General features: G+C 65.2%; 22 protein-coding genes. 13 read left to right on the forward strand and 9 right to left on the reverse strand.

Annotation, left to right across the window (positions count from 1 at the left end):
• Window positions 1-14: 14 nt before the first annotated feature.
• The 8 genes from ACT86A_RS23855 to menB all read left to right on the forward strand — a co-directional run bounded on the left by ACT86A_RS23855 (window position 15) and on the right by menB (window position 8,231).
• Window positions 15-1,091: an acyl-CoA dehydrogenase family protein gene (locus ACT86A_RS23855; protein WP_445094430.1), complete on the forward strand. Its 1,077-nt coding sequence runs from the start codon at window positions 15-17 to the stop codon at window positions 1,089-1,091.
• 70 nt (window positions 1,092-1,161) lie between these two features.
• The gene (locus ACT86A_RS23860; RefSeq protein ID WP_445094431.1) at window positions 1,162-2,328 is read left to right on the forward strand and encodes an acyl-CoA dehydrogenase family protein; all 1,167 of its coding nucleotides are present in this window, start codon (window positions 1,162-1,164) and stop codon (window positions 2,326-2,328) included.
• Complete coding sequence (locus tag ACT86A_RS23865; RefSeq protein ID WP_445094432.1) at window positions 2,328-3,077, forward strand: SDR family NAD(P)-dependent oxidoreductase; 750 nt, start codon at window positions 2,328-2,330, stop codon at window positions 3,075-3,077. Before ACT86A_RS23860 ends, ACT86A_RS23865 begins: the two co-directional genes overlap by 1 nt.
• Entirely contained in the window at window positions 3,077-4,285 is a 1,209-nt protein-coding gene (locus ACT86A_RS23870) for a thiolase family protein (protein ID WP_445094433.1), read from the forward strand. Before ACT86A_RS23865 ends, ACT86A_RS23870 begins: the two co-directional genes overlap by 1 nt.
• Complete coding sequence (locus ACT86A_RS23875; RefSeq protein ID WP_445094434.1) at window positions 4,285-5,517, forward strand: acetyl-CoA hydrolase/transferase family protein; 1,233 nt, start codon at window positions 4,285-4,287, stop codon at window positions 5,515-5,517. Before ACT86A_RS23870 ends, ACT86A_RS23875 begins: the two co-directional genes overlap by 1 nt.
• Window positions 5,518-5,545: 28 nt before the next feature.
• Window positions 5,546-6,469 carry a hydroxymethylglutaryl-CoA lyase gene (locus ACT86A_RS23880; RefSeq protein ID WP_445094435.1) on the forward strand — a complete coding sequence of 308 codons (924 nt, stop codon included), beginning with the start codon at window positions 5,546-5,548 and terminating at the stop codon, window positions 6,467-6,469.
• A 35-nt stretch (window positions 6,470-6,504) separates the two neighbouring features.
• Window positions 6,505-7,263 carry an SDR family NAD(P)-dependent oxidoreductase gene (locus tag ACT86A_RS23885; protein WP_445094436.1) on the forward strand — a complete coding sequence of 253 codons (759 nt, stop codon included), beginning with the start codon at window positions 6,505-6,507 and terminating at the stop codon, window positions 7,261-7,263.
• A 116-nt stretch (window positions 7,264-7,379) separates the two neighbouring features.
• Window positions 7,380-8,231, forward strand: coding sequence for a 1,4-dihydroxy-2-naphthoyl-CoA synthase (menB, locus tag ACT86A_RS23890; protein ID WP_445094437.1), 852 nt, complete (start codon window positions 7,380-7,382; stop codon window positions 8,229-8,231).
• Between the two features lie 59 nt (window positions 8,232-8,290).
• Here menB and ACT86A_RS23895 read toward each other — a convergent pair whose 3' ends face one another.
• A complete protein-coding gene (locus ACT86A_RS23895; protein ID WP_445094438.1) occupies window positions 8,291-8,920 on the reverse strand; it encodes a TetR/AcrR family transcriptional regulator in 630 nt (209 codons plus the stop codon).
• A gap of 86 nt (window positions 8,921-9,006) precedes the next feature.
• Here ACT86A_RS23895 and ACT86A_RS23900 point away from each other — a divergent pair, with 86 nt between their 5' ends.
• Window positions 9,007-9,282 carry a hypothetical protein gene (locus ACT86A_RS23900; RefSeq protein ID WP_445094439.1) on the forward strand — a complete coding sequence of 92 codons (276 nt, stop codon included), beginning with the start codon at window positions 9,007-9,009 and terminating at the stop codon, window positions 9,280-9,282.
• On the opposite strand, the gene ACT86A_RS23905 is transcribed toward ACT86A_RS23900, so the two are convergent.
• Entirely contained in the window at window positions 9,258-10,070 is an 813-nt protein-coding gene (locus ACT86A_RS23905; RefSeq protein ID WP_445094440.1) for a hypothetical protein, read from the reverse strand. The genes ACT86A_RS23900 and ACT86A_RS23905 overlap by 25 nt on opposite strands.
• Window positions 10,071-10,593: 523 nt before the next feature.
• Between ACT86A_RS23905 and ACT86A_RS23910 the strand changes: the two genes are divergently transcribed.
• Together ACT86A_RS23910 and ACT86A_RS23915 are read left to right on the forward strand one after the other, a co-directional pair.
• Window positions 10,594-11,805, forward strand: coding sequence for an acetyl-CoA C-acetyltransferase (locus ACT86A_RS23910; RefSeq protein WP_445094441.1), 1,212 nt, complete (start codon window positions 10,594-10,596; stop codon window positions 11,803-11,805).
• A 34-nt stretch (window positions 11,806-11,839) separates the two neighbouring features.
• A complete protein-coding gene (locus ACT86A_RS23915) occupies window positions 11,840-14,002 on the forward strand; it encodes a 3-hydroxyacyl-CoA dehydrogenase NAD-binding domain-containing protein (protein ID WP_445094469.1) in 2,163 nt (720 codons plus the stop codon).
• 9 nt (window positions 14,003-14,011) lie between these two features.
• On the opposite strand, the gene ACT86A_RS23920 is transcribed toward ACT86A_RS23915, so the two are convergent.
• The 7 genes from ACT86A_RS23920 to ACT86A_RS23950 all read right to left on the reverse strand — a co-directional run bounded on the left by ACT86A_RS23920 (window position 14,012) and on the right by ACT86A_RS23950 (window position 22,899).
• On the reverse strand, window positions 14,012-17,449 hold the full coding sequence (locus tag ACT86A_RS23920) for a protein kinase domain-containing protein (protein ID WP_445094442.1): 3,438 nt from the start codon (window positions 17,447-17,449) through the stop codon (window positions 14,012-14,014).
• A gap of 76 nt (window positions 17,450-17,525) precedes the next feature.
• Window positions 17,526-18,092 (reverse strand): flavin reductase family protein, encoded by a 567-nt coding sequence (locus tag ACT86A_RS23925; RefSeq protein WP_445094443.1) that lies wholly within the window; start codon window positions 18,090-18,092, stop codon window positions 17,526-17,528.
• 31 nt (window positions 18,093-18,123) lie between these two features.
• Window positions 18,124-18,723 (reverse strand): hypothetical protein, encoded by a 600-nt coding sequence (locus ACT86A_RS23930; protein ID WP_445094444.1) that lies wholly within the window; start codon window positions 18,721-18,723, stop codon window positions 18,124-18,126.
• A gap of 68 nt (window positions 18,724-18,791) precedes the next feature.
• Window positions 18,792-20,294: an aldehyde dehydrogenase family protein gene (locus tag ACT86A_RS23935; protein WP_445094445.1), complete on the reverse strand. Its 1,503-nt coding sequence runs from the start codon at window positions 20,292-20,294 to the stop codon at window positions 18,792-18,794.
• 49 nt (window positions 20,295-20,343) lie between these two features.
• Window positions 20,344-21,909, reverse strand: a complete 1,566-nt coding sequence (locus ACT86A_RS23940) for an acyl-CoA synthetase (RefSeq protein ID WP_445094446.1) — start codon at window positions 21,907-21,909, stop codon at window positions 20,344-20,346.
• Window position 21,910: 1 nt separating this feature from the next.
• Window positions 21,911-22,414: a ketosteroid isomerase-related protein gene (locus tag ACT86A_RS23945; protein ID WP_445094447.1), complete on the reverse strand. Its 504-nt coding sequence runs from the start codon at window positions 22,412-22,414 to the stop codon at window positions 21,911-21,913.
• A gap of 32 nt (window positions 22,415-22,446) precedes the next feature.
• Window positions 22,447-22,899 (reverse strand): ketosteroid isomerase-related protein, encoded by a 453-nt coding sequence (locus ACT86A_RS23950; RefSeq protein WP_445094448.1) that lies wholly within the window; start codon window positions 22,897-22,899, stop codon window positions 22,447-22,449.
• Window positions 22,900-23,006: 107 nt separating this feature from the next.
• Between ACT86A_RS23950 and ACT86A_RS23955 the strand changes: the two genes are divergently transcribed.
• Window positions 23,007-23,645: an SCP2 sterol-binding domain-containing protein gene (locus tag ACT86A_RS23955; RefSeq protein WP_445094449.1), complete on the forward strand. Its 639-nt coding sequence runs from the start codon at window positions 23,007-23,009 to the stop codon at window positions 23,643-23,645.
• A 46-nt stretch (window positions 23,646-23,691) separates the two neighbouring features.
• Window positions 23,692-24,930 carry an acyl-CoA dehydrogenase family protein gene (locus ACT86A_RS23960; RefSeq protein WP_445094450.1) on the forward strand — a complete coding sequence of 413 codons (1,239 nt, stop codon included), beginning with the start codon at window positions 23,692-23,694 and terminating at the stop codon, window positions 24,928-24,930.
• The last annotated feature ends 46 nt before the right edge of the window (window positions 24,931-24,976 follow it).

Below are 24,976 nucleotides of genomic sequence, written 5' to 3' on the forward strand. Positions count from 1 at the left end.
CAGGACCGCAGATCATGCGCTGGGAACTGACGGAAGAACAGGAACTGTTCCGGGAATCCTTCGCCGGCTGGCTGGACCGGTTCGCGCCGCCCGAATCCGTCCGAAAATGGTTGGAGTCCGGCGATTCCTCGGTCTTCGACACGAAGTTCGCCAAGGAGGGCTGGTTCGCCGTCGGACTGCCCGAGCCCATTGGCGGGCAGGGCGGCGGATTGCTCGAGCTCGCTCTTACCGCAGAGGAACTGGGACGCCACGCGGCACCGTCGTCCACCTGGTTCGCCGCCGTGCTGACCGCGCCTCTGCTGCCGGCGGAAACGGCCGGACAGGTCCTGTCCGGCGAGCTCACGGCGGCCCTGGCTGTGGACGCGTCACGCGCCGCCGACACGGCCACGACGTTCCGCATTTCCGAGGACGGCGCGCTGTCCGGCGCGGTCGCCACCTCGCTCGGCGCCGATCAGGCGGACCTGCTCGTCGTGCCCGCTCGGGGCCCCGATGGCCCCGGGCTGTATCTGGTGAACGCGCGCGACAACGCGGTAAGCGTCGCGCCGCGGAAAACGTTGGATCGCTCGCGCCGCGCTGCTGACGTGCGGCTGACCGGCGCGGCAGGACTGCGGCTCGACCTCGACGCCGAATCGGCGCTGGCCGATGTCGCGCTGCGGGCCGCTGTACTGACGGCCGCCGACGCGCTGGGCGCTATGGAGCGAATGCTGGACCTGGCGGTGAGCTACAGCAAGACCCGCCAGCAGTTCGGCGCGCCGATCGGGTCCTTCCAGGCTGTAAAGCATGCCGCCGCAACCATGTTGGTGTCCGTTGAAGCCGCCCGCTCGATCGTGTACTTCGCCGCGCAATCGGTCCAGGAGCAGCACTCGCAGCGCACGATCCATGCCGCCGTGGCGAAAGCCCAGGTGACCCCGTCCGCCGTCGTCGCGGCCGACAGCGCGCTGACCCTGCACGGCGCGGTCGGCTACACCTGGGAGCACGACCTGCACCTCTACTACAAACGCGCCAAGCTCGACGCCCAACTGTTCGGCTCGGCCGCGGTCTGGAACGGGCGGCTGGCCGATCTACTGCCCCTGGTGGCCGCAGCTCAGTAAGATTGCCTTTTGGTCAGTCCTTTTGTATATTTGGCCCAAAGAATTCTCAGTTACCGACGGGACGTGTGCGGTGGACTTCGATCTGACCGAGGATCAACAGACAATTCGCGACGCGGTACGCGAACTCGCGGGAAAATTCGACGAGCAGTACTGGGTGGAAAAGGATTCGGCCCACGAGTTCCCCACCGAGTTCTATGACGCGTTCGCCAAGGGTGGCTGGCTGGGCATTACGACGCCCGAGGAATATGGCGGGCACGGTCTCGGCATTACCGAGGCTTCGCTGTTGCTCGAGGAGGTCGCCGCGTCCGGAGCCGGCATGAACGGCGCGAGCTCCATGCACCTGTCGATCTTCGGCATGCACCCGGTGATCGTGCACGGCTCCGAGGAACTCAAACGACGCACCTTGCCGCGCGTCGTCGAGGGCGACCTGCACGTGTGCTTCGGCGTCACGGAGCCCGGTGCGGGACTGGACACGACACGGATCACCACTTTTGCGCGACGCGAGGGACCCAGCTACATCGTCGACGGCCGCAAGGTGTGGATCTCCAAGGCGATGGAGTCGGAGAAGATCCTGTTGCTGACCCGGACCACCAAGTTCGAGCACGTCCAGCGCAAGACCGACGGCCTGACCCTGTTCCTGACCGACCTCGATCGCTCGAAGGTGGAGATCCGCCCCATCGAGAAGATGGGTCGCAATGCCGTCACCTCCAACGAGCTGTTCATCGATGGCCTCGAGATTCCGGTCGAAGACCGGGTGGGTGAAGAGGGACGGGGCTTCGAATACATCCTCGACGGCCTGAACCCGGAGCGGATGTTGGTCGCCTCGGAGGCGCTCGGTATCGGCCGGGCCGCCTTGCGCCGCGCCACTCGGTACGGCAAGGAACGCCACGTGTTCGGCCGGCCCATCGGCATGAACCAGGGCCTGCAGTTCCCGCTCGCCGACTCCCTCGCCCGGCTCGATGCCGCCGAACTCGTGCTGCGTAAGGCCACCTGGCTTTATGACAACGGCAAACCGTGTGCCCGCGAGGCGAATACGGCCAAATACCTTTGCGCGGACGCGGGCTTCCAGGCCGCCGACCGCGCCCTGCAGACCCACGGCGGCATGGGGTACTCCGAGGAGTACCACGTCGCGCGGTACTTCCGGGAGGCCCGGCTGACCCGCATCGCTCCACTGAGTCAGGAGATGGTGCTCAACTACCTGGGCGAGCACGTGCTCGGCCTGCCGAGGAGCTACTGATGTTCGGACTCACGCGACGATCGGCCCTGCTGACCGGCGCGGGCGGCGGCATCGGAGCGGCCGTGGCCGAGGCATTCGCGAAAGCGGGTGCGGCGGTGCTGGTTACGGATGTGAACGGCGATACGGCCGCCGCGGTCGCCGACCGGATCACCGCGGCAGGTGGTGCCGCGCAGTCGGCGGTCCTGGACGTGCGCGACGCGCAGCAGGCGGCCGAGGCCGCCGCACAGGCCGCAGCCCTCAATAACGGCACGCTCAATATCCTGGTCAACAATGCGGGCGCGACCGCCCCCGCCATGTTCGCGAACCTGGACCAGGAGGCGTTCTCCCGGATCGTCGACATCCACCTGCTGGGCTCGTTCGTCTGCAGCAAGGCGGCGCTGGAATATCTGCCCGACGACGGCACCGGGCGCATCATCAATGTGACCTCGGCCGCCGGACTCACCGGCACCATCGGCCAGGCCAACTACGGGGCAGCGAAGGCAGGCATCATCGGCCTCACCAAGTCGCTCGCGAAAGAGCTGGCCAAGCGCCGGATCACGGCCAATGCGATCGCACCGCTGGCCGCGACCGCCATGACCGAGAACATTCGCTCCAACGAGAAGCTGGCCGTCAAGACCCTGGCGCGTATTCCGCTGGGGCGCTGGGCCGAGCCGAGCGAGATCGCGGGCAGCTTCGTCTTCTTCGCCTCCGACGCGGGCGCTTACATCACGGGACAGGTTCTTCCCGTCGACGGCGGGACGGTGATCTGATGACCACATCGACGACTTGCCCGGCACCGGGGCCGTTCCGGCGTACCGCGCGCGAAGTACTCATCGCCGAGGCGGTGCGCACGCCTATCGGCCGGTCGCACCCCGACAACGGCTGGTACCGCGATATCCACCCCAATGCGATCCTGTCTTCGGTGTACCGGGATCTGGTGCACCGCAGCGCAATCGCGCCCGCGGCGGTGGAGGACCTGGTGATCGGCTGTACGGCGCCGTTCGGTGAGCAGTCGCGAAACATCGGCCGCAACGCCTGGCTACAGGCGGGTTACCCGGCCGAGGTGCCCGCGGTGACCTTGGACCGGCGGTGCGGATCCGCGCAGACCGCCGTCGAGCTGGCCGCAGCGCTGATCGGCTCCGGCACACACGATCTCGTCATCGCGGGCGGCGTCGAGCACATGGGCCATGTGCCGATGAACTCGCCCGCGAGGATTTCGGAGTTGTATGGCGATCCGTGGCCGGCGGAGCTTCGTGAGCTGTACTCCTTCGTCTCACAGGGCGAGAGCGCGGAACTGATCGCCGACAAGTGGGGCATCTCCCGCGCGGAGATGGACGAATTCGCGGTGCGCTCACACGCATTGGCTACCGCCGCGATCGAGGCCGGTCGCTTCGCGGACGAGATGGTTGCGCTCGAGCTCGACGGACAAACCCGCAGCACCGACCAGACGGTGCGGCCGGGCACCGACCTGGCCACGCTCGCCAAGCTGAAGACCGTGTTCCGCGAGGACGGCCGCGTCACCGCGGGCACCTCGTCGCCGATCTGCGACGGCGCGGGCGGGGTGCTGCTTTCGTCCCGGGAAGCCGCTACCGCGCACGGGCTTCGGGCCCGCGCGCGGATCGTGGATCAGACCACGGTCGGGGTCGACCCCATCATCATGTTGACCGGCCCGATCCCGGCCACGCACAAGATCCTCGAACGCAACCGGATGACGATCGATGATATCGATCTCTTCGAGGTCAACGAGGCCTTCGGCTCCGTCGTCCTCGCCTGGCAGCGGGAACTGAAGCCGGATATGGACCGGGTCAATGTGAACGGCGGCGCGATCGCCCTCGGTCACCCGGTCGGCGCGACGGGAGCGAGGCTGATCGCGACCATCGTCGCCGAACTCGAACGCCGGGACAAGGAACTCGGCCTGGTCACCATGTGCTGCGGCGGCGGGCTCGGCACCGCCACGCTGGTCCAGCGGGTGCACTGATGATCGATCTGCGACCGCATATCCGGGCAGGCTCGGGCGTCCGGTGGAACCAGGCGGGCGCCGAGCCGACCCCACTGGTGAACGCACTGGTCGAGCAGGTCGGCGAGATCGGCCCGATCCGTGCGTTCGCGGGTCTCACCTGGAATCGCGCCGTCACCCATGACCCGCCGCCGCTGCTCTCGGTCACCTCATACGGCGGGCTCGGCGAGCTGTCGACACTGAGCAAGCATGGACTGCTCGATGTGGTGCCGTGTCATTACTCCGCGTTACCGAGGCTGTTCGCCGAAGGCGCGCTGCCGAGCGATGTGGGACTGCTGCAGGTTTCGCCGCCGGATGCGACCGGCAACTGCTCCATGGGTATCGGCGTCGACTACATCGCCGACGCAGTGGAGCACACACCTGTGCTGATCGCCGAGATCAACCGCCAGATGCCGGTGACCCGCGGCGCGCCGACGATTCCGCTGAGCCGGTTCACCGCGACGATCGGCACCGACCGGCCACTCCTGGAAGCCGCCGAACGCCGGCCCGACGAAGTGGAACGGCGGATCGCCCGCCACGTCGCGAGTCTGGTCCGCGATGGCGACACCATCCAGATCGGCGTCGGAACACTACCCGCCGCAGTGCTTTTCGCACTCGAGAGTCACGACGACCTCGGCATGCACTCCGGCATGATCGCCGACGATGTGCTGCGGCTCATCGACAAGGGCGTGTTGACCGGGGCACGCAAGGAGATCGATACGGGCATGGTGATCACCGGGACAGCCATCGGCACGTCGAAACTGTACGAGCGGGTGGGCGCCATGCCGATCGGATTCCGGCCCGCCAGCTACACCCACGATCCGAGCGTGCTCGTTCGGCTGCGGTCGTTGGTGTCGATCAACTCCGCGATCGAGGTCGACCTCACCGGGCAGGTGGGCGCGGAACGCCGCGGCCGGATCTATGCCGGAGCGGTGGCGGGTCAAACCGATTTCACCAGGGCCGCTTCGCTTACCGGGGCACGGTCGATCATCGCGATGCGGGCCGCCCGCGAGAGTGAGTCGAATATCAAGGCGCGGCTCGAATACGGCTCGGTGACGACCGCGCGCGCCGATGTCGATTTCGTCGTCACCGAATTCGGCATCGCCGCCCTGCGCGGTCTCGATCTGGGGGGCCGGGCGCGGCAGCTGATCTCGGTGGCCGCCCCCGAACACCGGGAAGAACTCGAGCGTGCCACGCACTCCCGCCGGTCCTGACGGGCACAACGGAAGAGGATCCACAGAAATGACCCATCCCAAGCAGGTACACATCCGGGAAGTGGGACCGCGCGACGGTTTTCAGAACGAACCGGAGCACATCTCGACACCCGACAAGATCCGGCTGGTCAATGCGCTCGGGCAGTCCGGGGTCAAGCGGATCGAGGTCGCGAGTTTCGTGCGGCCTGATGTGATTCCCCAGTTGGCCGACGGCCGGGAAGTGCTCGATCAGATCGATGTCCCCGATGACGTCGCACTCATGGTCCTCGTGCCGAACACGCGGGGCCTGGAGAACGCTCTGCGGGTGCGCGACACGTTCCATGAGGTCGCGATCTTCGTCAGCGCATCGGAAACCCACAACAAGAAGAACGTCAACCGCACGGTCGCCGAGTCGATGGCCGACAACGATGTCATGGCGAAACGGATTGTCGCGGAGGGACTGCACTGTGCGGCCGTCATCGCGACCTCGTTCGGCTGCCCCTATGAGGGCAAGGTCGAGATGTCGCGGGTGCTCGACATCGCCGAGCGGTTCGCCGCCGGCGGCGCCGGCGAGATCGGCTTCGGCGACACCACCGGCATGTGCAATCCGGCTTACGCCGCGGAGTTCTTCGCCGCGGCTCTGGATCGGCTGCCCGGTGTCGAGGTCACCGCCCACTTCCACAACACCCGCGGTCAGGGCCTGGCCAACGCCTATGCCGCACTGCGGGCCGGTTGTACCAGTTTCGAATCCAGCTTCGGTGAACTCGGCGGCTGTCCGGTGCCCGCGGGCTCAACCGGCAATATCGCCACCGAGGACCTGATCAGCATGTTCCACGAGATGGGTGTCGAGACCGGCATCGATCTCCCGAAGATGATCCTGGCTGCGCTGCAGGCGCAGAACGTGCTGGGGCGCAAGCTCACCAGCCATTCGATCGCCGCGGGCCCGATCGACTGGCACCGCGCTACCAACTGAATCCCTGTCACCGACGACACAACGGAGTAGAAGATATGACCAATCGAGTCGCATTCGTCACCGGCGGCGCCCAGGGCATCGGTAAAGGAATCTCTGCGACGCTGGGTGCCAGCGGATTCCGCGTTGCCATCGCCGATCTCGATCTGACTGCCGCCGAGGCCACCGCCGCGGAGATCACCGCCGCGGGCGGCACCGCGATCGCCGTCCAGGTCGATGTGACCGATACCGCGTCGGTGCAAGCCGCCGTCAAGACGGTCACCGAGCAACTCGGCCCAGTCGAGGTGGCGGTGAACAATGCCGGCTGGGACGACTTCATGAAGTTCCTCGACACCACCGAAGACTTCTGGGACCGCATCCTCGACATCAATTTCAAAGGCGCACTCCGGGTTACCCAGGCGGTAGTACCCGGCATGATCGAACGCGGCTGGGGCCGGATCATCAATATCGGCTCGGATGCCGGTCGTGTGGGCTCCTCGCTGGAGGCCGTGTATTCCGGCGCCAAAGGCGGCATCATCGCCTTCACCAAAACTCTCGCGCGCGAGGTTGCCACCAAGGGAGTCACCGCCAACACTGTCTGCCCCGGTCCGACCGATACACCGGCGCTGCGCAAATTCGCCGACAATGCCGGACAGGATGCGGAGAAGGTCATCTCGGGCATGACCCGGGGCGTGCCGATGAAGCGACTCGCGCAGCCCAGCGATGTGGCCGCCGCCGTCGCCTTCTTCGCCTCGGACGCAACCGATTACATCACCGGGCAGACCTTGTCGGTGAGCGGCGGCCTCACCATGGCGTAAGCGCGACACCCTGACCGGGGCTCCGACAGGTTTGCTCTCCTTGCGCCGGTCGGAGCCCTTCCCGTCCGCACGAACCGATATCGACATCAGCTCCTGATCGAAAGGCCTTATCGCTCATGCATGTACAGGACGGAACACTCATAACCTGGTCGCCGGTACACGAATACGACGACATCCGCTACGAACACAGCGGCGACGGCATCGCGAAAGTCACGATCTGCCGACCCGAGGTGCGCAACGCGTTTCGCCCGCAGACATTGATAGAGATCTCCGACGCCCTGACCGAGGCCCGCGAGGACCCCACGATCGGCGTGATCCTGCTGACCGGCGAAGGCACCGAAGCGTTCTGCTCCGGTGGCGACCAGCGAGTCCGCGGCGATACCGGTTATCTGACCGAACCGGGCGATTCCCACGCCGTTGGCCGTTTCCACGTTACCGACCTACAGATACAGATCCGCCGCCTGCCCAAGCCCGTTGTCGCGATGGTCGCCGGATACGCGATCGGCGGCGGGCACGTTCTGCACCTCGTGTGCGACCTGACGATCGCCGCCGACAACGCGCGCTTCGGCCAGGTGGGGCCCAAGGTCGGCTCCTTCGACGGGGGCTTCGGCGCCGGCCTGCTCGCCGAACTCGTCGGAGTCAAGAAGGCCAAGGAGATCTGGTTCCTCTGCCGCCAGTACAACGCGCGGCAAGCAGTCGAGATGGGCCTGGTCAACACCGTGGTGCCGCTCGCCGATCTGGAGCGCGAAACCATTGCCTGGTGCCGCGAGATGCTGCAGATGTCACCCTTCGCGCTGCGGCTGATGAAGGCCAGTTTCAACGCCGCGCAGGACGGCATCTCCGGCATCCAGCAGCTGGCGCACGACGCGAACCTGCTCTTCTACGCCACCGAGGAGGCGCAAGAAGGGCGCGAAGCATATAAGCAGAAGCGCCGCCCCGAGTTCGAGCGATTTCCCAGACGCGCATAGTTCGATGGCCCGCAGCGCCGCCACCGGCTCGAAGCGGGAGACATCCAACGCGCGTGGGCTCACTCGGCCAGCAAGACGCGTGCCATCTCGCGCCATTGGGCCAGATGCGGATCCCGATCCGGCCGACGTGGATCGAAGCCGTAGGCCAGCGAAACGCCGCGCATACTGGACATCAGAATGTCCACGGTTTGCCGATAACGCGGCCGCGCCGCCAGCACGGGACCGAACATGGCGTCGACTGTTTCGCGGATGGCATTCTGCAGATTGCGCTCCGCCGGCCGTAGCGCATCCCGCAATGCCGCGTTGTGCCGCGCGGCCACCCACAGTTCGATAGACGCCCAGAAAAATGGCTGCTGATAGTTCTTCCACATGTGCGCAATGGCCTCGTCGACACGGGCCGGATCGTTATCGCCCGCGATGATCGTCGCGCCGACCTCCTCGCGCAATTCCGCGATCCGGCTGGCGGCCAGATGCTGCACCGCCCCAACGAGCAGCTCGTCACGAGACGGGAAGTGATGCAGCAGGCGGCCACGCGAAATCCCCGCCAACTCCTGAATCCGCAACGTCGATGCCCCGGCATAGCCGAATTCGACCAGGCATCGCACCGCGGCGTCGAGAATCTGCTGACGACTGGCCCGGGTGCGCTGCTCCTGCTGTTGCAGGTAGCTCTCGGCTCGACTGGCGGTCATGCCTCGATAGTACGGCCCGACGCCGAGCTACAGTCAGATCTGACTGCAGCGGTGGCGGACGGAGCCATACTTACCTACTGTCCGTATTGGAACTGGACGGGTGGGGTGACCTGCGTACCGAGCTGCATCCCCTGTCCGAAGCGGGCGCGTGGTCCGCGATGGCGACACTCATCGACGCCGTCCTGAACACCTTCACCATAGTCGGCGAGACCAGCAGAATCGGCGCAGAGATCATGCGCCGATTCGCCGACATCTTCGACCGATTCACGCTCTACACGCCCTACCCATTGCACGAATCGGCGCGTCGCACGATTATCGACGACCTACACGCTCCGGCTCAAACGCCGACACCGTCGCGCTGATCGGCCACCACCACCGGTTCGGATTGCTCCCGGCCGATCGCTGCCGGAATGCATCGCGCGGCGGTGCGAATCAGCAACAACGCCGCGACGATGCTGAGAACTGAGGCGAGCGCGACGAGGACCGACGAATGCTGCTCCAGGTGCAGTGCGATGATCACGGGCGCACCGGCGCCGAAGTTGGCCATGAAGAACGTGCAGGGGAACAGCAGAAACAGCCCGAGCAGGTGATAGGGCCGGGTCGCCCGGTCGCGCAATGTCGCCGCCGCGACCGCGAAACAGATCACCTGGGCCGCCTCCAGCACGCCGATGACCAGCGGGTACTGGAAAATCCGGAACGCATGCGGACCCCAGTATTCGTAGGTGCCGCCGTTGATTCCGATCATCTCGAAGGCCGAGGACATGGCCAACTCGATGCCCGCGAAGACGTAGAGACCGCGGGAGGTCAGTGTGCCGCGCCGGATTGCCCGCGCGATATACATCGCGGCGCTCGCGTACAGCACCGCGTAACCACTGTGTGTCCAAATCGGCTGTGGCACACCGAATGCCGTGAAATGGGTGAACATGCCGTCGGTGGAGTAGAAGTACAGACTCATTCCGACGTCGTAGAGTGGCTCGGCGAAGGCGGCCACCATCGCCGCAAGCACCATCAGCACGTAGAACGGTGTTCGCTCCCGCAGCCCCATCCGGACCGCGAGCGCGAGCAGGACCAGGGTGATCCCCCAGCTGCCATAGGTCAGGATGGCTTGCATCGTGAGGTTGAGGGGATGATCAATCGGCTGTGTTGGCATTGGATGCTCCATCCGAAGTACTTTTTCCATCGGGGCGGTTCACTAGGCAAACTCCGCGAGATCGAACATATGGCGTCCGTCACAGCCGCGCGCTATCCCTCAGAAGTACATCCATCGTCCAGGCGAGGGATCCTCGGCTCCCGAGACCGCCACGCAGATACCTCGCGATATCGGATATCGCTTCCGATCAGAGATTCACTCCGGTATACCGGACTCCCCATAGCAGGGTAGAACCGCGCACCGGTGAATCGATTGCCCGCAACGAAATCACGACCGGTCGCGAGTGCCGTCGCGGGGCGCGCGCAAACTGCGAGGTGGGCTGCGAATTCGGCGCCTCCGATCCCTACCTGCAGTCAGCATTGACTGCAGGTGGGGCGTTGGGTTACCTTCGGTTGACCACACAAGAAGTGTGGCTATCGATCACCTGCCCGCACCGGACCGTCTCGACGTCCACACATCTGGGCCGCTCCGCGGCCGACGCATGCACGTCGGAGCCGTTCGCGGGCGTCACCGAGGAGAGCCCATGCCGAATCAGGCAATCGTGTACGAGGCGATTCGCACGCCCCGAGGCAAGGGGAAGAACGGTTCGTTGCGCAGCGTGAAACCGATCGACCTGGTGGTCGGCTTGATCGGCGAGCTGAAAGTCCGCTTCCCCGACCTGGATCCCGCCTACATCGACGATGTCGTCCTCGGTGTCGTGACACCGGTGGGTGACCAGGGCGGCAATATCGCCAAGGCAGCGGCTCTGGCGGCGGGACTGCCGCATACGGTTGCGGGTGTTCAGATCAACCGGTACTGCGCGTCGGGCCTCGAGGCGACGAACCTCGCCGCCCAGAAGGTCCGTTCCGGATTCGAATCCCTGGTGCTCGCCGGCGGCGTCGAATCCATGTCGCGCGTCCCGATCGGCACCGACGGCGGTCCTCTTTTCAATGACCCGGCCACCGTCTACGACCTCCATTTCGTACCGCAGGGCATCGGCGCCGATCTCATCGCGACGATCGAGGGGTTCACCCGCGAGGACGTCGACGCCTATGCGGTGCGCTCCCAGCAACGCGCCGAATCCGCCTGGTCCGGTGGGTATTTCGCCAAATCGGTGGTGCCGGTTAAAGACTTCAACGGCATCACCGTGCTCGACCACGACGAACACCGCCGTCCCGCCAGCACGGTCGATTCACTCGCCGCGCTGAAGCCGTCGTTCGCCGCGCTCGGGGCCAACGGCGGATTCGATGCCGTTGCGCTGCAGAAGTATCCGTCTATCGAACGCATCGAACATGTCCATCACGGCGGAAACAGCTCGGGCATCGTGGACGGTGCCGCGTTGGTACTCATCGGCAATGAAGAAGCGGGCGAACGATTCGGTCTGACACCACGGGCGCGGATCGTGGCGACGGCGGTATCGGGCGCGGACCCGACAATCATGCTGACCGGACCGCGACCGGCCACCGAAAAGGTGCTCGGAATCGCCGGTCTGACCCTGGACGATATCGACCTGTTCGAACTGAACGAGGCCTTCGCCTCGGTGGTCCTGAAGTTCCAGAAGGACCTGAAGATTCCGGACGAGAAGCTGAACGTCAACGGCGGAGCCATCGCCATGGGCCATCCGCTGGGCGCGACCGGGGCGATGCTCGTAGGCACCGTCATCGACGAACTCGAACGGCGCGGGGAACGGCGTGCACTGGTGACGCTGTGCGTCGGCGGCGGCATCGGCATCGCAACCATCATCGAACGTCTTTGAGCGGAAGCAGGATTCAATGATGAACCAGATCGGGATGAACCAGATCAGCACCATCCGTTGGCGGCGTGATGACGACGATATCGTCGTACTCACCCTCGATGACCCGACGGCATCGGCGAACACCATGAACGGTGCGTTCCAGCAGTCACTGGCCTCGACACTGGATCGCCTGGAGGGGGAGCGCGAATCCATCAAGGGCGTCGTGCTCGTGTCGGCGAAGAAAACGTTCTTCGCGGGCGGCAACCTGGCCGACCTGATCGCCGCGACACCGGCCGACGCACAACACTTCAGCGACTTCTGCGATGACATGAAGCGGCAACTGCGCAGGCTCGAGACGCTCGGCCGTCCGGTGGTCGCGGCCATCAGTGGCGCAGCCCTCGGCGGCGGTCTGGAGATCGCGCTGGCCGCCCATCACCGCATCACCACGGCCACCGGCGTGGTCGTTGGGCTGCCCGAGGTCGGTCTCGGACTGCTGCCCGGCGTCGGCGGGATCGTACGAACCGTGCGGTTGCTGGGCGTCCGGTCCGCACTGGACAACGTCCTGCTGTCCGGAACTCGGTTCACATCATCAAAGGCATTGGAAGTCGGACTGATCCACGAGATCGTGCCGAGTGCCGAGGAACTGATGCCCGCGGCCAAGGCATGGATCGAGGCCAACCCCGACGCCGTGCAACCGTGGGATGTCAAGGGATACACCATTCCCGGCGGTAGTCCGGCCGATCCCGAATTAGCCGCGGCGCTGCCGGCATTGGCGGCGAATCTGCGGCGACGACTCAAAGGCGCTCCGCTGCCCGCCCCGCGCGCTATCCTCGCCGCGGCGGTCGAGGGCGCGCAGGTCGATGTCGAGGCGGCGTCGCTGATCGAGACTCGGTACTTCATCCCGCTGGTCACCGGTCAGATCGCGAAGAACATGATTCAGTCGACGTTCTTCGATATCCAGACCGTCAAAGGCGGGGCGAGCAGACCTGCCGGCGTCCCGAAGTTCGCGGCTACGAAGGTCGGCATCCTCGGTGCCGGAATGATGGGTGCGGCGCTCGCGTATGTGTGCGCGAGTGCCGGAATCCAGGTGGTTCTCAAGGATGTCACGCTCGATAATGCGCTGCGCGGCAAGGGATATGCCGAGGGTCTGGAGGCCAAGGCGGTTGCGCGGGGATCGACCACCGAAGCCGCCTTGAAGGAACTCCTCGACCGGATCCAGCCGACCGCCACCCCGGCCGATTTCGCGGGCGTCGACTTCGTGATCGAAGCCGTTTTCGAGAGTGTCGAGCTCAAACAGGCAGTATTCCAAGAGATTCAGCACATCGTTCAGCCGGACGCCGTGCTCGGCTCGAACACCTCGACGCTGCCGATCACCACGCTCGCCGCGGGGGTCGAGCGGCAGGAGGACTTCATCGGGGTGCACTTCTTCTCGCCGGTCGACAAGATGCCGCTGGTCGAGATCATCACCGGAAAGTGCACGTCCCGCGAGACGTTGGCGAAGGTGTTCGACTTCGCTCAGCAGATCGGCAAAGTGCCGATCGTCGTCGGCGACAGCCGTGGCTTCTTCACCAGCCGGGTGATCATGACCTTTCTGGACGAGGCCGTCGCCGCCGTTGGCGAAGGCGTTGATCCGGCGGTGATCGAGCAGGCCGGTGCGCAGGCCGGTTATCCAGCGCCACCGTTGCAACTCATGGATGAGCTGACCTTGACGCTGCCGCGCAAGATCCGCGACGAGAAGCGAGCGGCGATCGAGGCCGCCGGCGGATCGTGGACCGCGCACGGGTCGGAAGCAGTGGTGAACACCATGATCGACACGTACGAGCGTAGTGGCCGTTCGACTGGCGCCGGGTTCTACGACTACGACGATTCCGGCCGACGCCTCGGCCTGTGGTCCGGGTTGCGCGACGCCTTCCGATCGGAGGCCACCGTGCCGTTGCAGGACCTCCAGGAGCGCATGTTGTTCGCGGAGGCGATCGAAACCGTGCGCTGCTTCGACGAGGGAGTACTCACCTCGGTCGCGGACGCGAACATAGGTTCGCTGTACGGCATCGGGTTCCCCGCCTGGACAGGCGGCGTACTGCAGTACATCAACGGCTACGACGGCGGACTGCCCGGCTTCGTGCGGCGCGCACACGAGCTGGCAGCGCGGTACGGCGAACGGTTCACTCCCCCGGATTCCTTGGTGGCCAAGGCTTCTCGCGGCGAAACGTATCGTTGACCCTGTCCGTCAGAACGGCGTCAGCACCTCGGTGAGGAATGCCTCCGGCAACGCGTCCACGCGTCCGGAGGCTTCGTCCTCCACGAGGGCCCGCAATACTGTGCGCACTGCTGGATCGCCGTACCGCAGCAGGCCGGCGAGCCCTTGTTCGGCACACTGCCGTGCCACCGGGAGCAGCAGCTGTCCGGCTTGCTCGAGCTCACCGAGTTCGGCGGTGCACACGACCAGGAGTAGGCGCGCTTCCAGCAGCGCCCGAGGGCGTCCCTGCGGCGCAATGCGGTCGACGAGCCCCTGTGCCCGGGTACGAGCCTCGGTGATCGACTCTCGCACCAGCAGTTCCCGGATTGTCGAAGCTTCCTCGAGTTCCGCGGTGCTGATCCGGATGCCGTCGGCGGCGGCATCCGGATCGGGCGGCGACCGGTATCGCCCATGTTCCGCTGCCGGAAGAACAATCCCTGCCCGGATGCTCTCGTTCCTTATCCGGGCGGCGAGGCGCGGCAACGACAGTGTGGTCGCGATCAGCGACCCGTCGGTCAGTCGCTGCCGGGCGGTTTCGAGATCGCCGCGCAGCGCCTTGATTCGTGCGCCCGTGCCGTAGGTAGCGAGCATCGAATCCACGATTCCGCCCTCACGGCCCAGTTCGTACCCCTCGTCGAGTAGCCGCTCGGCCGCATCGATATCACCCATGTCCAACAGCAGCGCACCGAGTAGTGCGCTCGCGATCCGCGCGGCGTGCAAACGTGAGCCGCCGGTCTGCGTGGCAACCTGCAGCGCGGTACGGAAACTGGCCTCCGCCTCGGCGATATCGAGTTCTTCGTTGGCGGCGATACCGTCGAAACAGTGGCCGTACATCACGCTGAAGGGACCGGTCGTCTGCCGGTGATAGTCGGCCGCCCATACCTGCCATCGGTGGGCCGCGGCGAAGTCGAATCGGTAGATCGCGGCGAAGGTCGCCATATCGGCGGCTGTGGTGACCACCCAGGGGTGCAGCCGCTCGGGCCGGGCCAGGCAATCCGAGATCAGCTCGGCAACCCCGTCGATGCGATCAGCCGAGACCCGAACGCCCGCTTCGACCACGGCGGCCTCCGTCGCGAGTTCGTCGGCGGTCGCGCCCTGGGCGTGTTCGAGCAGCGAATGCGCGCGCACCAGAGCAGTGTTCGCGGCCTGCGGATGTTGCAGCAGCAGATTGGCCCACGCCGTGGTGATCTGCAGTCGCAGGCTCGACTGCACCGCGTCCGGCGGCAGCTTCGCGATGAGCGCGAGCAATGTCGACATCTGCGATTGCTCCAGCAGTTGCGTGCCATCGCTCTCGATCAGCGCGACGGCGGCGGTTGAATCGCCCGCCGCCAGTGCGTGATCGACGGCCTCACGCAAGAAATGGTGGCCGCCGAACCACCGGGACGCTGTGCGATGCAGATCCGGGATCCACTCCGGGTGGTCCCTTTCCAGGCGCCTGCGCAGGAAGTCCGCGAACAGGTGGTGATAGCGGAACCATTCCCGGTCGGCGTCGACTCGGCTCAGGAACAGGTCACGGGACTCTACCTCGTCCAACAACGCGGTTCCGTCGGGCATGCCGGACAGGGCCGAGGCCAGATCGCCACAGAGCCGATGCGTGATCGAGGTCCGCAGCACGAATTCGAGCAGCCTGGGCTCGAGGTTGTCCAGCACGTTCTCGGCGAGGAAGTCGCCGATCGAATGGAGCCGTCCGGACATATGGCTGATCAGGATGCTGGGATCTTCGGCGCCCCGCAGCGACAATGAGGCAAGCTGCAGCGCGGCGACCCAGCCGTCGGTTGATTCGGTCAGATCAGCGATATCGGCCGGCTCGAGTGCCAGCCCACCGACACCGGCGAAGAACGAATTCGCCTCGGTGAGGTTGAAGCGCAACGCATTCGAATCGATCTCCACCAGTTCGTCATAGACGCGCATCTTGCTCAACGGCAGACCCGTGCGGGCACGGCTGGTGACGATCACCTGTAGATGGTGGCAGCCATGATCGAGTAGATAGCCCAGCGCGGCCACAGTGGGCGCGTGGGTGACCCGGTGCCAGTCATCGATGACAACGGCGACGCGTTCGCCGCCCGTGTGGATATCGTTGATCAGCGAGGTGAGCACATAGGGTTCCGCTTCGCCGCCGTGCACTTCGAGCAGCTGCCCCAGTTCCGCGGCGAGCGTCGGCAAAACCTGGCGCACGGCCTCGATGAGGTGCGCGAGGAACCACAGCTCATTGTTGTCGTCGTGGTCCACACTGAGCCATGCGACGTGGACACCATCTGCCGTCAGAATGTCGCGCCACTGCGCGGCCAGCGTGCTCTTGCCGAACCCGGCGGGGGCGTGGATCACAGTCAGTCGCCGTCGCTGCCCGGCCCGCAGCACCTCGATCAGCCGATCCCGCACAACCAGCGGGCGGGTCGGCGTCGGTGGGCGGAACTTCGTCGACGCCGTGGGCGGGGTGCGCATGGCGGCCGTCCGCGTGCTGGGATTCCGACCCGACGTGGAGATCTCGGCCACGCTCGATTCGGAATTGCCCATTGTGCCTGACGATTCCGCAGGCAGTACCATCTGATCGATCGGAAGACCATGGCGTCGTTGGATTTCCATCAGCCTACGCCCGAAGGCCGCGGCCGTCGGGTAGCGGTCGGCGGGATTCTCCGACATCGCACACTCGATCGCGGCACAGACATCATCGGGAATCTTCTGCGCGCGCAGATCCGGAATCGGTTCGGAAGTGATGCGCAGGAACTGGGAGACCACCTTCTCTCCGGCTCGGCGTTCGAAGGCGGCGTGGCCGGTGATCAGGCAGAACAGTGTCGCGCCGAGGCTGTAGATATCCGCCGCTGCGGTCGGCGGATACCCCTTCAGCACCTCGGGCGCGGTGAAGGCCGGCGAGCCGATGATGACACTGGTCGTCGTGATGAACCCACCGGGCACATGAGCGATACCGAAATCGGTGAGCTCGGGCTCACCATATTCGCTCAGTAAGATGTTGCCCGGCTTGACATCCCGGTGCAGCACCCCGATGCGATGGGCCGATTCGAGCGCTCCGGCCACCTTCACCGCGACCCGCACCGCATCGCTCCACGGCAGTGGCCCACCGCTTCGGATGGTGTCTTGCAACGACTTTCGGCGGTGGAAGGGCATCACAATGTAGGGCCGACCGGCCGAGATCACACCACTGAACAGGATGCTGACGATATTCGGGTGCCCGGAGAGTTTACCCATCGCGCGCTGCTCACGCAGGAACCGCTCCAGATTCCCCGGATCGAGGTCCGAGGTCAGTACCTTGACCGCGACTATCCGGTCCAGTGCGGGCTGCTCGCAGCGATACACAACCCCGAAGCCGCCGTGGCCGATCTCGGCGGCATTCTCGAAGCCTGCCGATCTCAGGTCCGACGCAATACGTACGGTGAGGTCACCCTGCTTCCGCAGCGGATCGAAGCTCGCCATCGACGGGCCCTGTCTCCCGACCTAGCATCTGGCCAGTATACCGCGATGCTCGGCCGAAACGGGCCGATCGCGCGGCCTACGCCGTCGACCGCTCATCGAGCGGGGCCGCTGCGACATAAGCGCCCTTGTGATACAGCAGTGGCGCATGTGATTCATCGCCGTCCGCATCCCAGTACACGCGTACCACTCGGCAGATCGCCAGCACCGAGTCACCGGCTGGGATCAGCTGGGACACTTCGCTGTGAATCCAGGTCGGCGTGCCATGCAGCACCGGCTCGCCGGTGTCGAGCGGCGACCAGAGCGATTCGTCGGCAAAGCGGTGCTCGGCACTACGCGAAAACCGTTGCGCGAGTGGCAATTGGTGTGCGCCGAGCAGGTGGACAACCACGGATTCGGCCGCCTGCAACGCTTCGATGCTCGATGAGGTGCAGGTGATGTTGAACGACACCAGCGGCGGATCCAGCGACAGCGAGGCGAACGAGGTCGCGGTGAAGCCGACCGGCCCGCCGCGCGAATTGCACGTGACGATGGTGACGCCCGCCGGATGACGCCGCAGTGCCGCGCGGTATTCGACAGCGCTGACGCTGCGGAACCTGTCCGAGCGGGCCGACAACTCGCCGGTGCTCTCGATCGAGCTCGACATCGATTCCTCCTGAAGTATCCGATCCGACGAGCTAGGCCGACCGGCGCTCACCAGCGGTGTGCAGGCCGGTGGCGCATGGTCCCAGTCCCTGGCGCCGGATGTAATCGACTTGCTTTCTCGCCATCTGGACGCCGACGGATTCCAGCCATGGCAGGGTCTCGAAGGCAATGTGCCCCAGCACCTCTGGGGTTTCCAACGGCAGCAGCGTCACGCCGTCGGCGACGTGTGCCGCGTGGATATCGACGATCAATCCGGCCAGCCCCTTAGGTGTCCCCGCGTAGTGGATCGATCGGGGCGGGGTGTCGATCATTTCGTCCAACCGTGCCATGCGTTGACACGCGCCCGGGGCGTCAGCAGCGATGATTACCGCGATGTCGACGAGGACGCTGATGCTCGCCGGATCGCGGCCCGCCAGGGCCGCCGCCGATTTGATCCGCGCGGTCTGCTGCTGGGCGGCGCGAAGATCGGCGGCCTGGATGCGAATGACTGTGGCCTCTGCGGGCTCGGTCACCTCGACCCACACGGCGGAGTCCGCCGCCGTGCCGATGGCCGCGGCCGAATTGTGGTCCGAGCCGGGCAGTTCGATCGCGATTCGCGGCGCAGGGCCGAATTCGATACCGAAGCGGGACATACGATTTCCTTCTTGGCCATCGTCGCGCGGATGCGGTGGGGCCGCGTCCGCGCGACGGAGGGAGGCGGCTAGGCGACCGGATCGATGACGATCGCGAACGCCTTGTTCTCGATTCCGCCCGACCGGTCGAGCGAGATGAACTTCTGCTCGGTGTACTCGTCGAGCGCACCCGGACCGCCTTCGCGCCCCAGACCGCTCTCCTTGTAGCCCCCGAAGGGATACGCGGGATGGATGACATGCCAGTCGTTCACCCACACCATGCCGGCGTCGAGCCGGCGGGCCACCTCGAGCGCCCGGCTCTCTTCGCCCCACACACCGGCCGACAGGCCGTAGCTGGAGTCGTTAGCGATCTTGATTGCCTCGTCCACCGAGTCGTAGGTGAGCACGGTCAGGACCGGGCCGAAGACCTCTTCACGAGCGATCCGCATATCGTTGGTAACGTCGACGTAAATTGTGGGCTCGACCCAATAGCCCTTGTCGAACTCACCACCCGTCGGTACCCGGCCGCCCACCACCGCGGTCGCGCCTTCTTCCGCGGCGATCCGGAAGTAGTCGACGATGCGGTCACGCTGCACCTGGGAGACGATCGGACCGATATTGGTCGCCGGATCGAGCGGGTTGCCCAGCCGCAACGTCGAGGCGCGCGCGACCAGCCGATTCACGATCTCGTCGCGCTTGCTCGCCGGGATCAGCAGCCGGGTGCCTGCCTCGCAGGCCTGGCCGTTGTTGGCCATCGCCGCGAACAGCGCCCCGTCCACCGCCAGCTCGAGATCGGCATCGTCGAGCACGATGTTGGCGCCCTTGCCACCGAGTTCGAGGGTGACCCGCCGAATGGTCTGGGCCGACTGACGCAGGATGCTCTTGCCGACCACGGTGGAGCCGGTGAAAGCCACCTTGCGGACGTCGGGGTGTCCGCTCAGATACGCGCCGACCGGGTCACCGTCGCCGGTGATGACGTTCAGCACGCCCGCGGGCAGCCCGGCGGCCTCGAACTCCTTCGCCAATTCGAGGGCCAGCAGCGGTGCGTGCTCATCGGGCTTGAGCACCACCGTATTTCCGGCCGCCAGGGCGGGCGCGATCTTCCAAACTATCGTCAGCAGCGGAATGTTCCACGGCACGATGGCCGCTACCACGCCGAGCGGTTCGCGCCGGATGATGCCGACCGCCGGAATCGGACCGATCTCGGGTCCGTTGGTCTCCCATTCGTAGTTCTCCGCCAGCGAGGCCAGATACTGCATCTGCGCCACCGACAGACCGACGTGCAGCGCGCCGGTGATCCGGATTGTCGCGCCGTTTTCCTGGGTCTGCAGCACGGCGAGTTCGTCGGTCCGCCCGGCCAGGCGGGTGGCGACCTCGTTCAGCAGCGCGGCGCGCTCGGCCGGCGAGGTGCGCCGCCAGCTGCCCTCCTCATGCGCGGCCTTGGCGGCCGCCACCGCGAGGTCGACCTCGGTGACGCCGCCCTTGGCGACGGTTGCGACCAGCTCTTCGGTTGCGGGACTGCGGATTTCGTAGGCATCGGCGGTGTCGATCCATTTGCCGTCGATGTACATCGAATAGTGTGGGGTAGTCATCGGGTGCTCCTGATGTGATGTGAACCGTCGGAACGTAGTTGCGGCCGCCTCATCCGATCTGCCGTTCTCGCCCTTGCCAATACGGTGCGCGGATCGATTTCTTGTCGACCTTGCCCGCCGGGTTCACCGGCACACTGTCGACGAATTCGATCGACTTCGGGGTGGGGACACTGCCGAGCGCGGCCTTGACGTGGTCGATCAGTTCGCTCTCGGACACCGTCGCATCCGGTTTGGTGACCACGACGGCGTGTACGGCCTCGCCCCACTTCTGATGTGGCACACCGATAACCGCTGACTGCGCCACGGCGGGGTGGGTCGACAACACGTCCTCGACCTGGCGCGGAAAGACATTGAAGCCGCCGCTGACGACCATGTCCTTCTTTCGGTCGACGATGTAGAGGAAGCCGTCCTCGTCGAGGCGGCCGATATCACCGGTGTGCACCCAGCCGTCGCGCAGTGCCTCGTGATTGCGGGCGGAATCCAGGTAGCCGAGCATCTGGCCGAGTTGTTTCGAACAGACCTCGCCCACCTCGCCGATCGGGAGCGGCCGATCATCCTCGTCCTGAATCGTCACACGCACCTGGAACATCGGCCGGCCCGCCGAGGCGAGGCGCTCGATCCAGGTGGCGTTGTCGACGCGGTGCTCGTTCTTGCGCAGGCACGAGACGTACCCCGGCTCGGTGCCCGCATAGGTCTGGATGAAGATCGGGCCGAACACGTCCAACGCCTCGCGCAGCCGTTCCGGTGCGATCGGCGCACCGGCATAGATCATCGTCTGTAGTGACGACAGGTCGTGCTTGGTGCGGAGCGGATGGTCCAGCAGAAGGTAGATGATGGTCGGGACGACCGCGGTCGCCGTCACACCATGACGTTCGACAGCGGCCAGCAGGCCGTCGACATCCAGCCCCGGCAACATGACGTTCGTGCCGCCACGCACGAACGTCGGCATGACGAAGATCTGCGTGAAATGCGTCAGCGGCGCGCCGTGTGCGAACACCTCGCCGAAACGGATATCGCCGATCTCCAACCCGGCCGAGATGCTGTACTGCGCCCAGGTGAAGTGGGAGTTCACCACGCCCTTCGGCTCGCCAGTGCTGCCCGAGGTGAACAGCACGTATGCCTCGTCGTCCTCGGACAGCTCGATTTGCGGACGGGTAGCCGGCAGACCGCTGATGAAGTCCTGGTAGTCGAGTGCGTCGTTGGGATTCGAATCGGCGCTGCCGCCGAGCCGGATCAGGTTCTGCAACTTCGGCAGCTTGTCCCGGATCTCGGCGACGGCATCGTCGAATTGCGCGTGATAGATCAATGTTGTGGCGTCGGTCTGCGCCAGATTCGATCGGAATCCATCCGCCGCGGACCGCGTCGGCAGTTGCACGAGTACGCCGCCGGCCGCCCAGATGCCGTGCTGGGTCGGGATGAACTCCAGACAGTTCGGCAGCAACAGCCCGACACGCTCACCCTTCTGCACACCGACAGCGAGGAGGGCATTGGCGATTGTGTTGCGCCATTCCCCGAGCTCCCGGTAGGTGATCGACCGTTCTCCGTCGATGATCGCGACGGATGAGGAGTAGTAAGTGCACGCCCGATCCAGGACGTCCGGCAACGTACCCCACATATCAGGAGCCGACGAGAGTGGACGGATCGAAGCCTTCGACCCAGTATTCGGGGGTGATGATCGGAATGCCGAGCTCCTGCAGGATGGGAGTGTCGTTCCAGTAGGTGGTCTCTCTGCTGATCTTCCCGTCGGCGTCGAGCTGGTGCCAGGTAATACCCTCGGTGGTCAGCGTCTTGTTCTGGACCGCAACCCCGCGGTAGGTGTCCAGGCCCGTTCCGGTCCAGTTCCAGCGGATCACGACCGCCGGGTTGCCGCCGACGCCCGCCAGCGCGAAGCTCTCGAAGACATCGAAGCGGTGGATACCGACACCATTGGCCGGATCGGTATTGGCGAACGGGGCCAGCCGCGGGGCGAGTTCGTCCTTGGTGATCGCCGTGGACAGGACGTGGTCGCGGTCCGCGTGATCGTCGTATACCAGGTCATCGGCGTACAGATCGAGTGCGGCGGCGGTATCCGTGGACAGCGCCGTTGCCCAGCGGCGAGCGTGTTCTTCGTGCGTGCTCATGATGTTCGAATTCCCTTCGGAAAGTGCGCTGTTCAGACGAGGGCGGCCGATTTGGTGACCGATCGGGGTTCGATCGGCTGGCCGAGCTCGGCGACAGCGGTGGCGACATCCCACAGGCTCGCCTCTTTGACGATCAACCCGTCCTCGTTGTAGACGTGGAAGGTGATGCCACGGCTGCCCGGCACTATTCCGTTGGTCGGCACGCCGACGAATGCCGTCGCCGTCGGCGCCTGCCAGGTCCACCGGTAAATCGCCGACTTCTCGTCACCGACGACCTCATCGATGCGGAAGTTATTGATGCCGATGCCGTTCTCGGTGTCCTTGTTCGCATACGGTGCGAACACGCGCAGCAGATCTTCCTTGTTTGTGATCGACTGGCCGAGAATAGGGTCCTCGAAAAGGAATTCATCGGCATAGAGCGCCACAACAGCCTCGGGGCTTTCACGGAAAGCTTTCAGCCATTTGACGGCGAAGAAATGACTCATGGAAGTTCGCTCTCCCTCGGTTCGTCGGGTACGCATTCAAGGTATTGCGGGGCACTCCGGCGATCGACCTCCTCTCGGAGGAAAACCACTGCTCTAAGGGGGTATAAGTGGCGCATCCCCCCACCTACGTCGCAGGTCAGCGGGCGAGCCGCCACCGGCTCCGGGTGTTGGGCGGCGCCCCCTGGTCGGCACGGCCTCCCCCGGCCGACGCGCGCGATTCGCGCCGCTTCTCCCCCTTCGTTGGTGCTAAATCCCTCTTCCGGGAGGTGTGGGCCCGGCCTCCCGGTTGCCAGACTGAGCTGCGACACGCACCGGAAGCAAAGGGTCGTTCTATGAGCACATTCGCCAATGCCGACGAGGTCTACACCTATATCGGCGGAATCTTCGAAATCGCCACGAAAGAACAGTCTTTTATCGATGCGACAGCGGGCACCGGTCTCGTCATCAAATTGATACAGACCGATCCGGACGCGGTGATCGTGATCGATTTCCCCGGGCAGAAGGTCGCCACCGGCGACGCCGCACAGAGCATGGATTCCACGGTGCAGCTACGGATGTCGTCCGATAACAGCAACCGATTCTGGCAGGGGAAGCTCAACTTCACGCTTGCGATGGCGCAACGGAAGGTCAAGCTCGACGGCAAGCGTTCGGTGGCGCTGAAACTTCTTCCGCTCACCACCGGATTGTTCGATGTCTACAAAAAGCTGCTGGTCGACAGCGGCCGCGAAGATCTGCTGATCCGCTGAAACACAGTCACCCCTGACCCTTTCCACCCAGAATCAAGGAGCAGACATGCTTGATCCCGACCTGACCGACGAAGAATTCCAGCCGTATTTCGAGAAGGCCAAGGAAGTTTCGAAGTACTTTCGCGAAATAGGTCCGAAGTACGACACGGAAAACACCTTCGCGTACCCCTCGATCGAGGTGTTCAAGAAGTCCGGTCTCGGCGCGCTCCCCGTGCCGAGGGCATTCGGCGGTCTGGGCGGCAGCCTGCTGCACACCTCGAAGGTGGTCAGCGAACTGTCCAAGGGCGATTCCGCGATCACGCTGGCCTACAACATGCACTACATCATGGTCGGCATCGCCGGCAGCCTGATGAGCGAGGAGCAGAACAAGTACTGGCTGGGTCGGGTCGCCGACGGCGATCTCATGTTCGGTCCGTTCTCCGAGCAGCGCGCGGGATTCAGCGGCCTGGCCGATATGAAGGCAGTGCCGCAAGCCGAGGGCGGCTGGCGCCTCTACGGCAAGAAGACCTGGGGCACGCTCTGTGAGGCCGCGGACATCATCACCACCAACGCGACCATCACCGACGCCGAGGGCAATCTGCCCGAGGACTTCCAGGAGCGGGTCAACGCCGAAAGCTTCTTCATCGGCGAATTCAAGGTCGACGAGAACGGCCAGGGCGACGGCATCCGGATCGAGAAGACCTGGGACGCGCTGGGCATGCACGCCACCGGCACGCAAACCATCCACTTCGAGGGCTACTACGTGCCCGAGGACGGTTTCATCTGCGAATGGCGCTCCGGCGCGTTCGGTGTGCTGGAGTGGGCCTCGCTGATGTTCGCCAGCATCTATCTCGGCATGCAGTACCGGGTGCTCGAGGAGGCCCGGGCAGTGCTGTCGAAGAAGACGCTCGGCGCCACCTTCGGCGCGATCGTCGCGGAGGACACCAAGGTCGCCAATGTCGGGCACATCATCGATGGCATCGGCGATATGGCCTCGCGCGTCGAGATCTGCCGGCGGGTCCTCTACCAGACCTGCCAGGAGCTCATCGACGGCAAAGACGACGACTGGCCCATCGAACTGCGCTTCCCCTACATCGGCCTGGCCAAAACCTTCATCGCCGACAACGTCCTGCACATGACCCGGCACGCGATGAGCCTGGTCGGTGGCTCCTCCTTCCGTAAGGGCACGATCTTCGAACGCCTCTACCGCGATTCCGCCGCCTCCATGTTCCAACCCCTCAACGGCGACCAGTCGCGCACCTACATCGGCGAATTCCTGCTCCAGCCGGAAGAGCTCAACGACTGACCCGGGTCGATCACACCGAAGGAACCCCGGCGGGACCCTTGGGTTC

Source organism: Nocardia glycosmidis (assembly GCF_052545115.1).

Excerpts from the sequence above, each read along its gene's own strand:
- menB (WP_445094437.1), top strand. The coding sequence starts at position 7,380 with ATGCATGTACAGGACGGAACACTCATAACCTGGTCGCCGGTACACGAA.
- ACT86A_RS23935 (WP_445094445.1), bottom strand. The coding sequence starts at position 20,294 with ATGACTACCCCACACTATTCGATGTACATCGACGGCAAATGGATCGAC.
- ACT86A_RS23855 (WP_445094430.1), top strand. The coding sequence starts at position 15 with ATGCGCTGGGAACTGACGGAAGAACAGGAACTGTTCCGGGAATCCTTC.
- ACT86A_RS23950 (WP_445094448.1), bottom strand. The coding sequence starts at position 22,899 with ATGAGTCATTTCTTCGCCGTCAAATGGCTGAAAGCTTTCCGTGAAAGC.
- ACT86A_RS23910 (WP_445094441.1), top strand. The coding sequence starts at position 10,594 with ATGCCGAATCAGGCAATCGTGTACGAGGCGATTCGCACGCCCCGAGGC.
- ACT86A_RS23945 (WP_445094447.1), bottom strand. The coding sequence starts at position 22,414 with ATGAGCACGCACGAAGAACACGCTCGCCGCTGGGCAACGGCGCTGTCC.
- ACT86A_RS23875 (WP_445094434.1), top strand. The coding sequence starts at position 4,285 with ATGATCGATCTGCGACCGCATATCCGGGCAGGCTCGGGCGTCCGGTGG.
- ACT86A_RS23930 (WP_445094444.1), bottom strand. The coding sequence starts at position 18,723 with ATGTCCCGCTTCGGTATCGAATTCGGCCCTGCGCCGCGAATCGCGATC.
- ACT86A_RS23940 (WP_445094446.1), bottom strand. The coding sequence starts at position 21,909 with ATGTGGGGTACGTTGCCGGACGTCCTGGATCGGGCGTGCACTTACTAC.
- ACT86A_RS23895 (WP_445094438.1), bottom strand. The coding sequence starts at position 8,920 with ATGACCGCCAGTCGAGCCGAGAGCTACCTGCAACAGCAGGAGCAGCGC.
- ACT86A_RS23870 (WP_445094433.1), top strand. The coding sequence starts at position 3,077 with ATGACCACATCGACGACTTGCCCGGCACCGGGGCCGTTCCGGCGTACC.
- ACT86A_RS23925 (WP_445094443.1), bottom strand. The coding sequence starts at position 18,092 with ATGTCGAGCTCGATCGAGAGCACCGGCGAGTTGTCGGCCCGCTCGGAC.
- ACT86A_RS23960 (WP_445094450.1), top strand. The coding sequence starts at position 23,692 with ATGCTTGATCCCGACCTGACCGACGAAGAATTCCAGCCGTATTTCGAG.
- ACT86A_RS23915 (WP_445094469.1), top strand. The coding sequence starts at position 11,840 with ATGAACCAGATCAGCACCATCCGTTGGCGGCGTGATGACGACGATATC.
- ACT86A_RS23885 (WP_445094436.1), top strand. The coding sequence starts at position 6,505 with ATGACCAATCGAGTCGCATTCGTCACCGGCGGCGCCCAGGGCATCGGT.
- ACT86A_RS23905 (WP_445094440.1), bottom strand. The coding sequence starts at position 10,070 with ATGCCAACACAGCCGATTGATCATCCCCTCAACCTCACGATGCAAGCC.
- ACT86A_RS23865 (WP_445094432.1), top strand. The coding sequence starts at position 2,328 with ATGTTCGGACTCACGCGACGATCGGCCCTGCTGACCGGCGCGGGCGGC.
- ACT86A_RS23880 (WP_445094435.1), top strand. The coding sequence starts at position 5,546 with ATGACCCATCCCAAGCAGGTACACATCCGGGAAGTGGGACCGCGCGAC.
- ACT86A_RS23920 (WP_445094442.1), bottom strand. The coding sequence starts at position 17,449 with ATGGCGAGCTTCGATCCGCTGCGGAAGCAGGGTGACCTCACCGTACGT.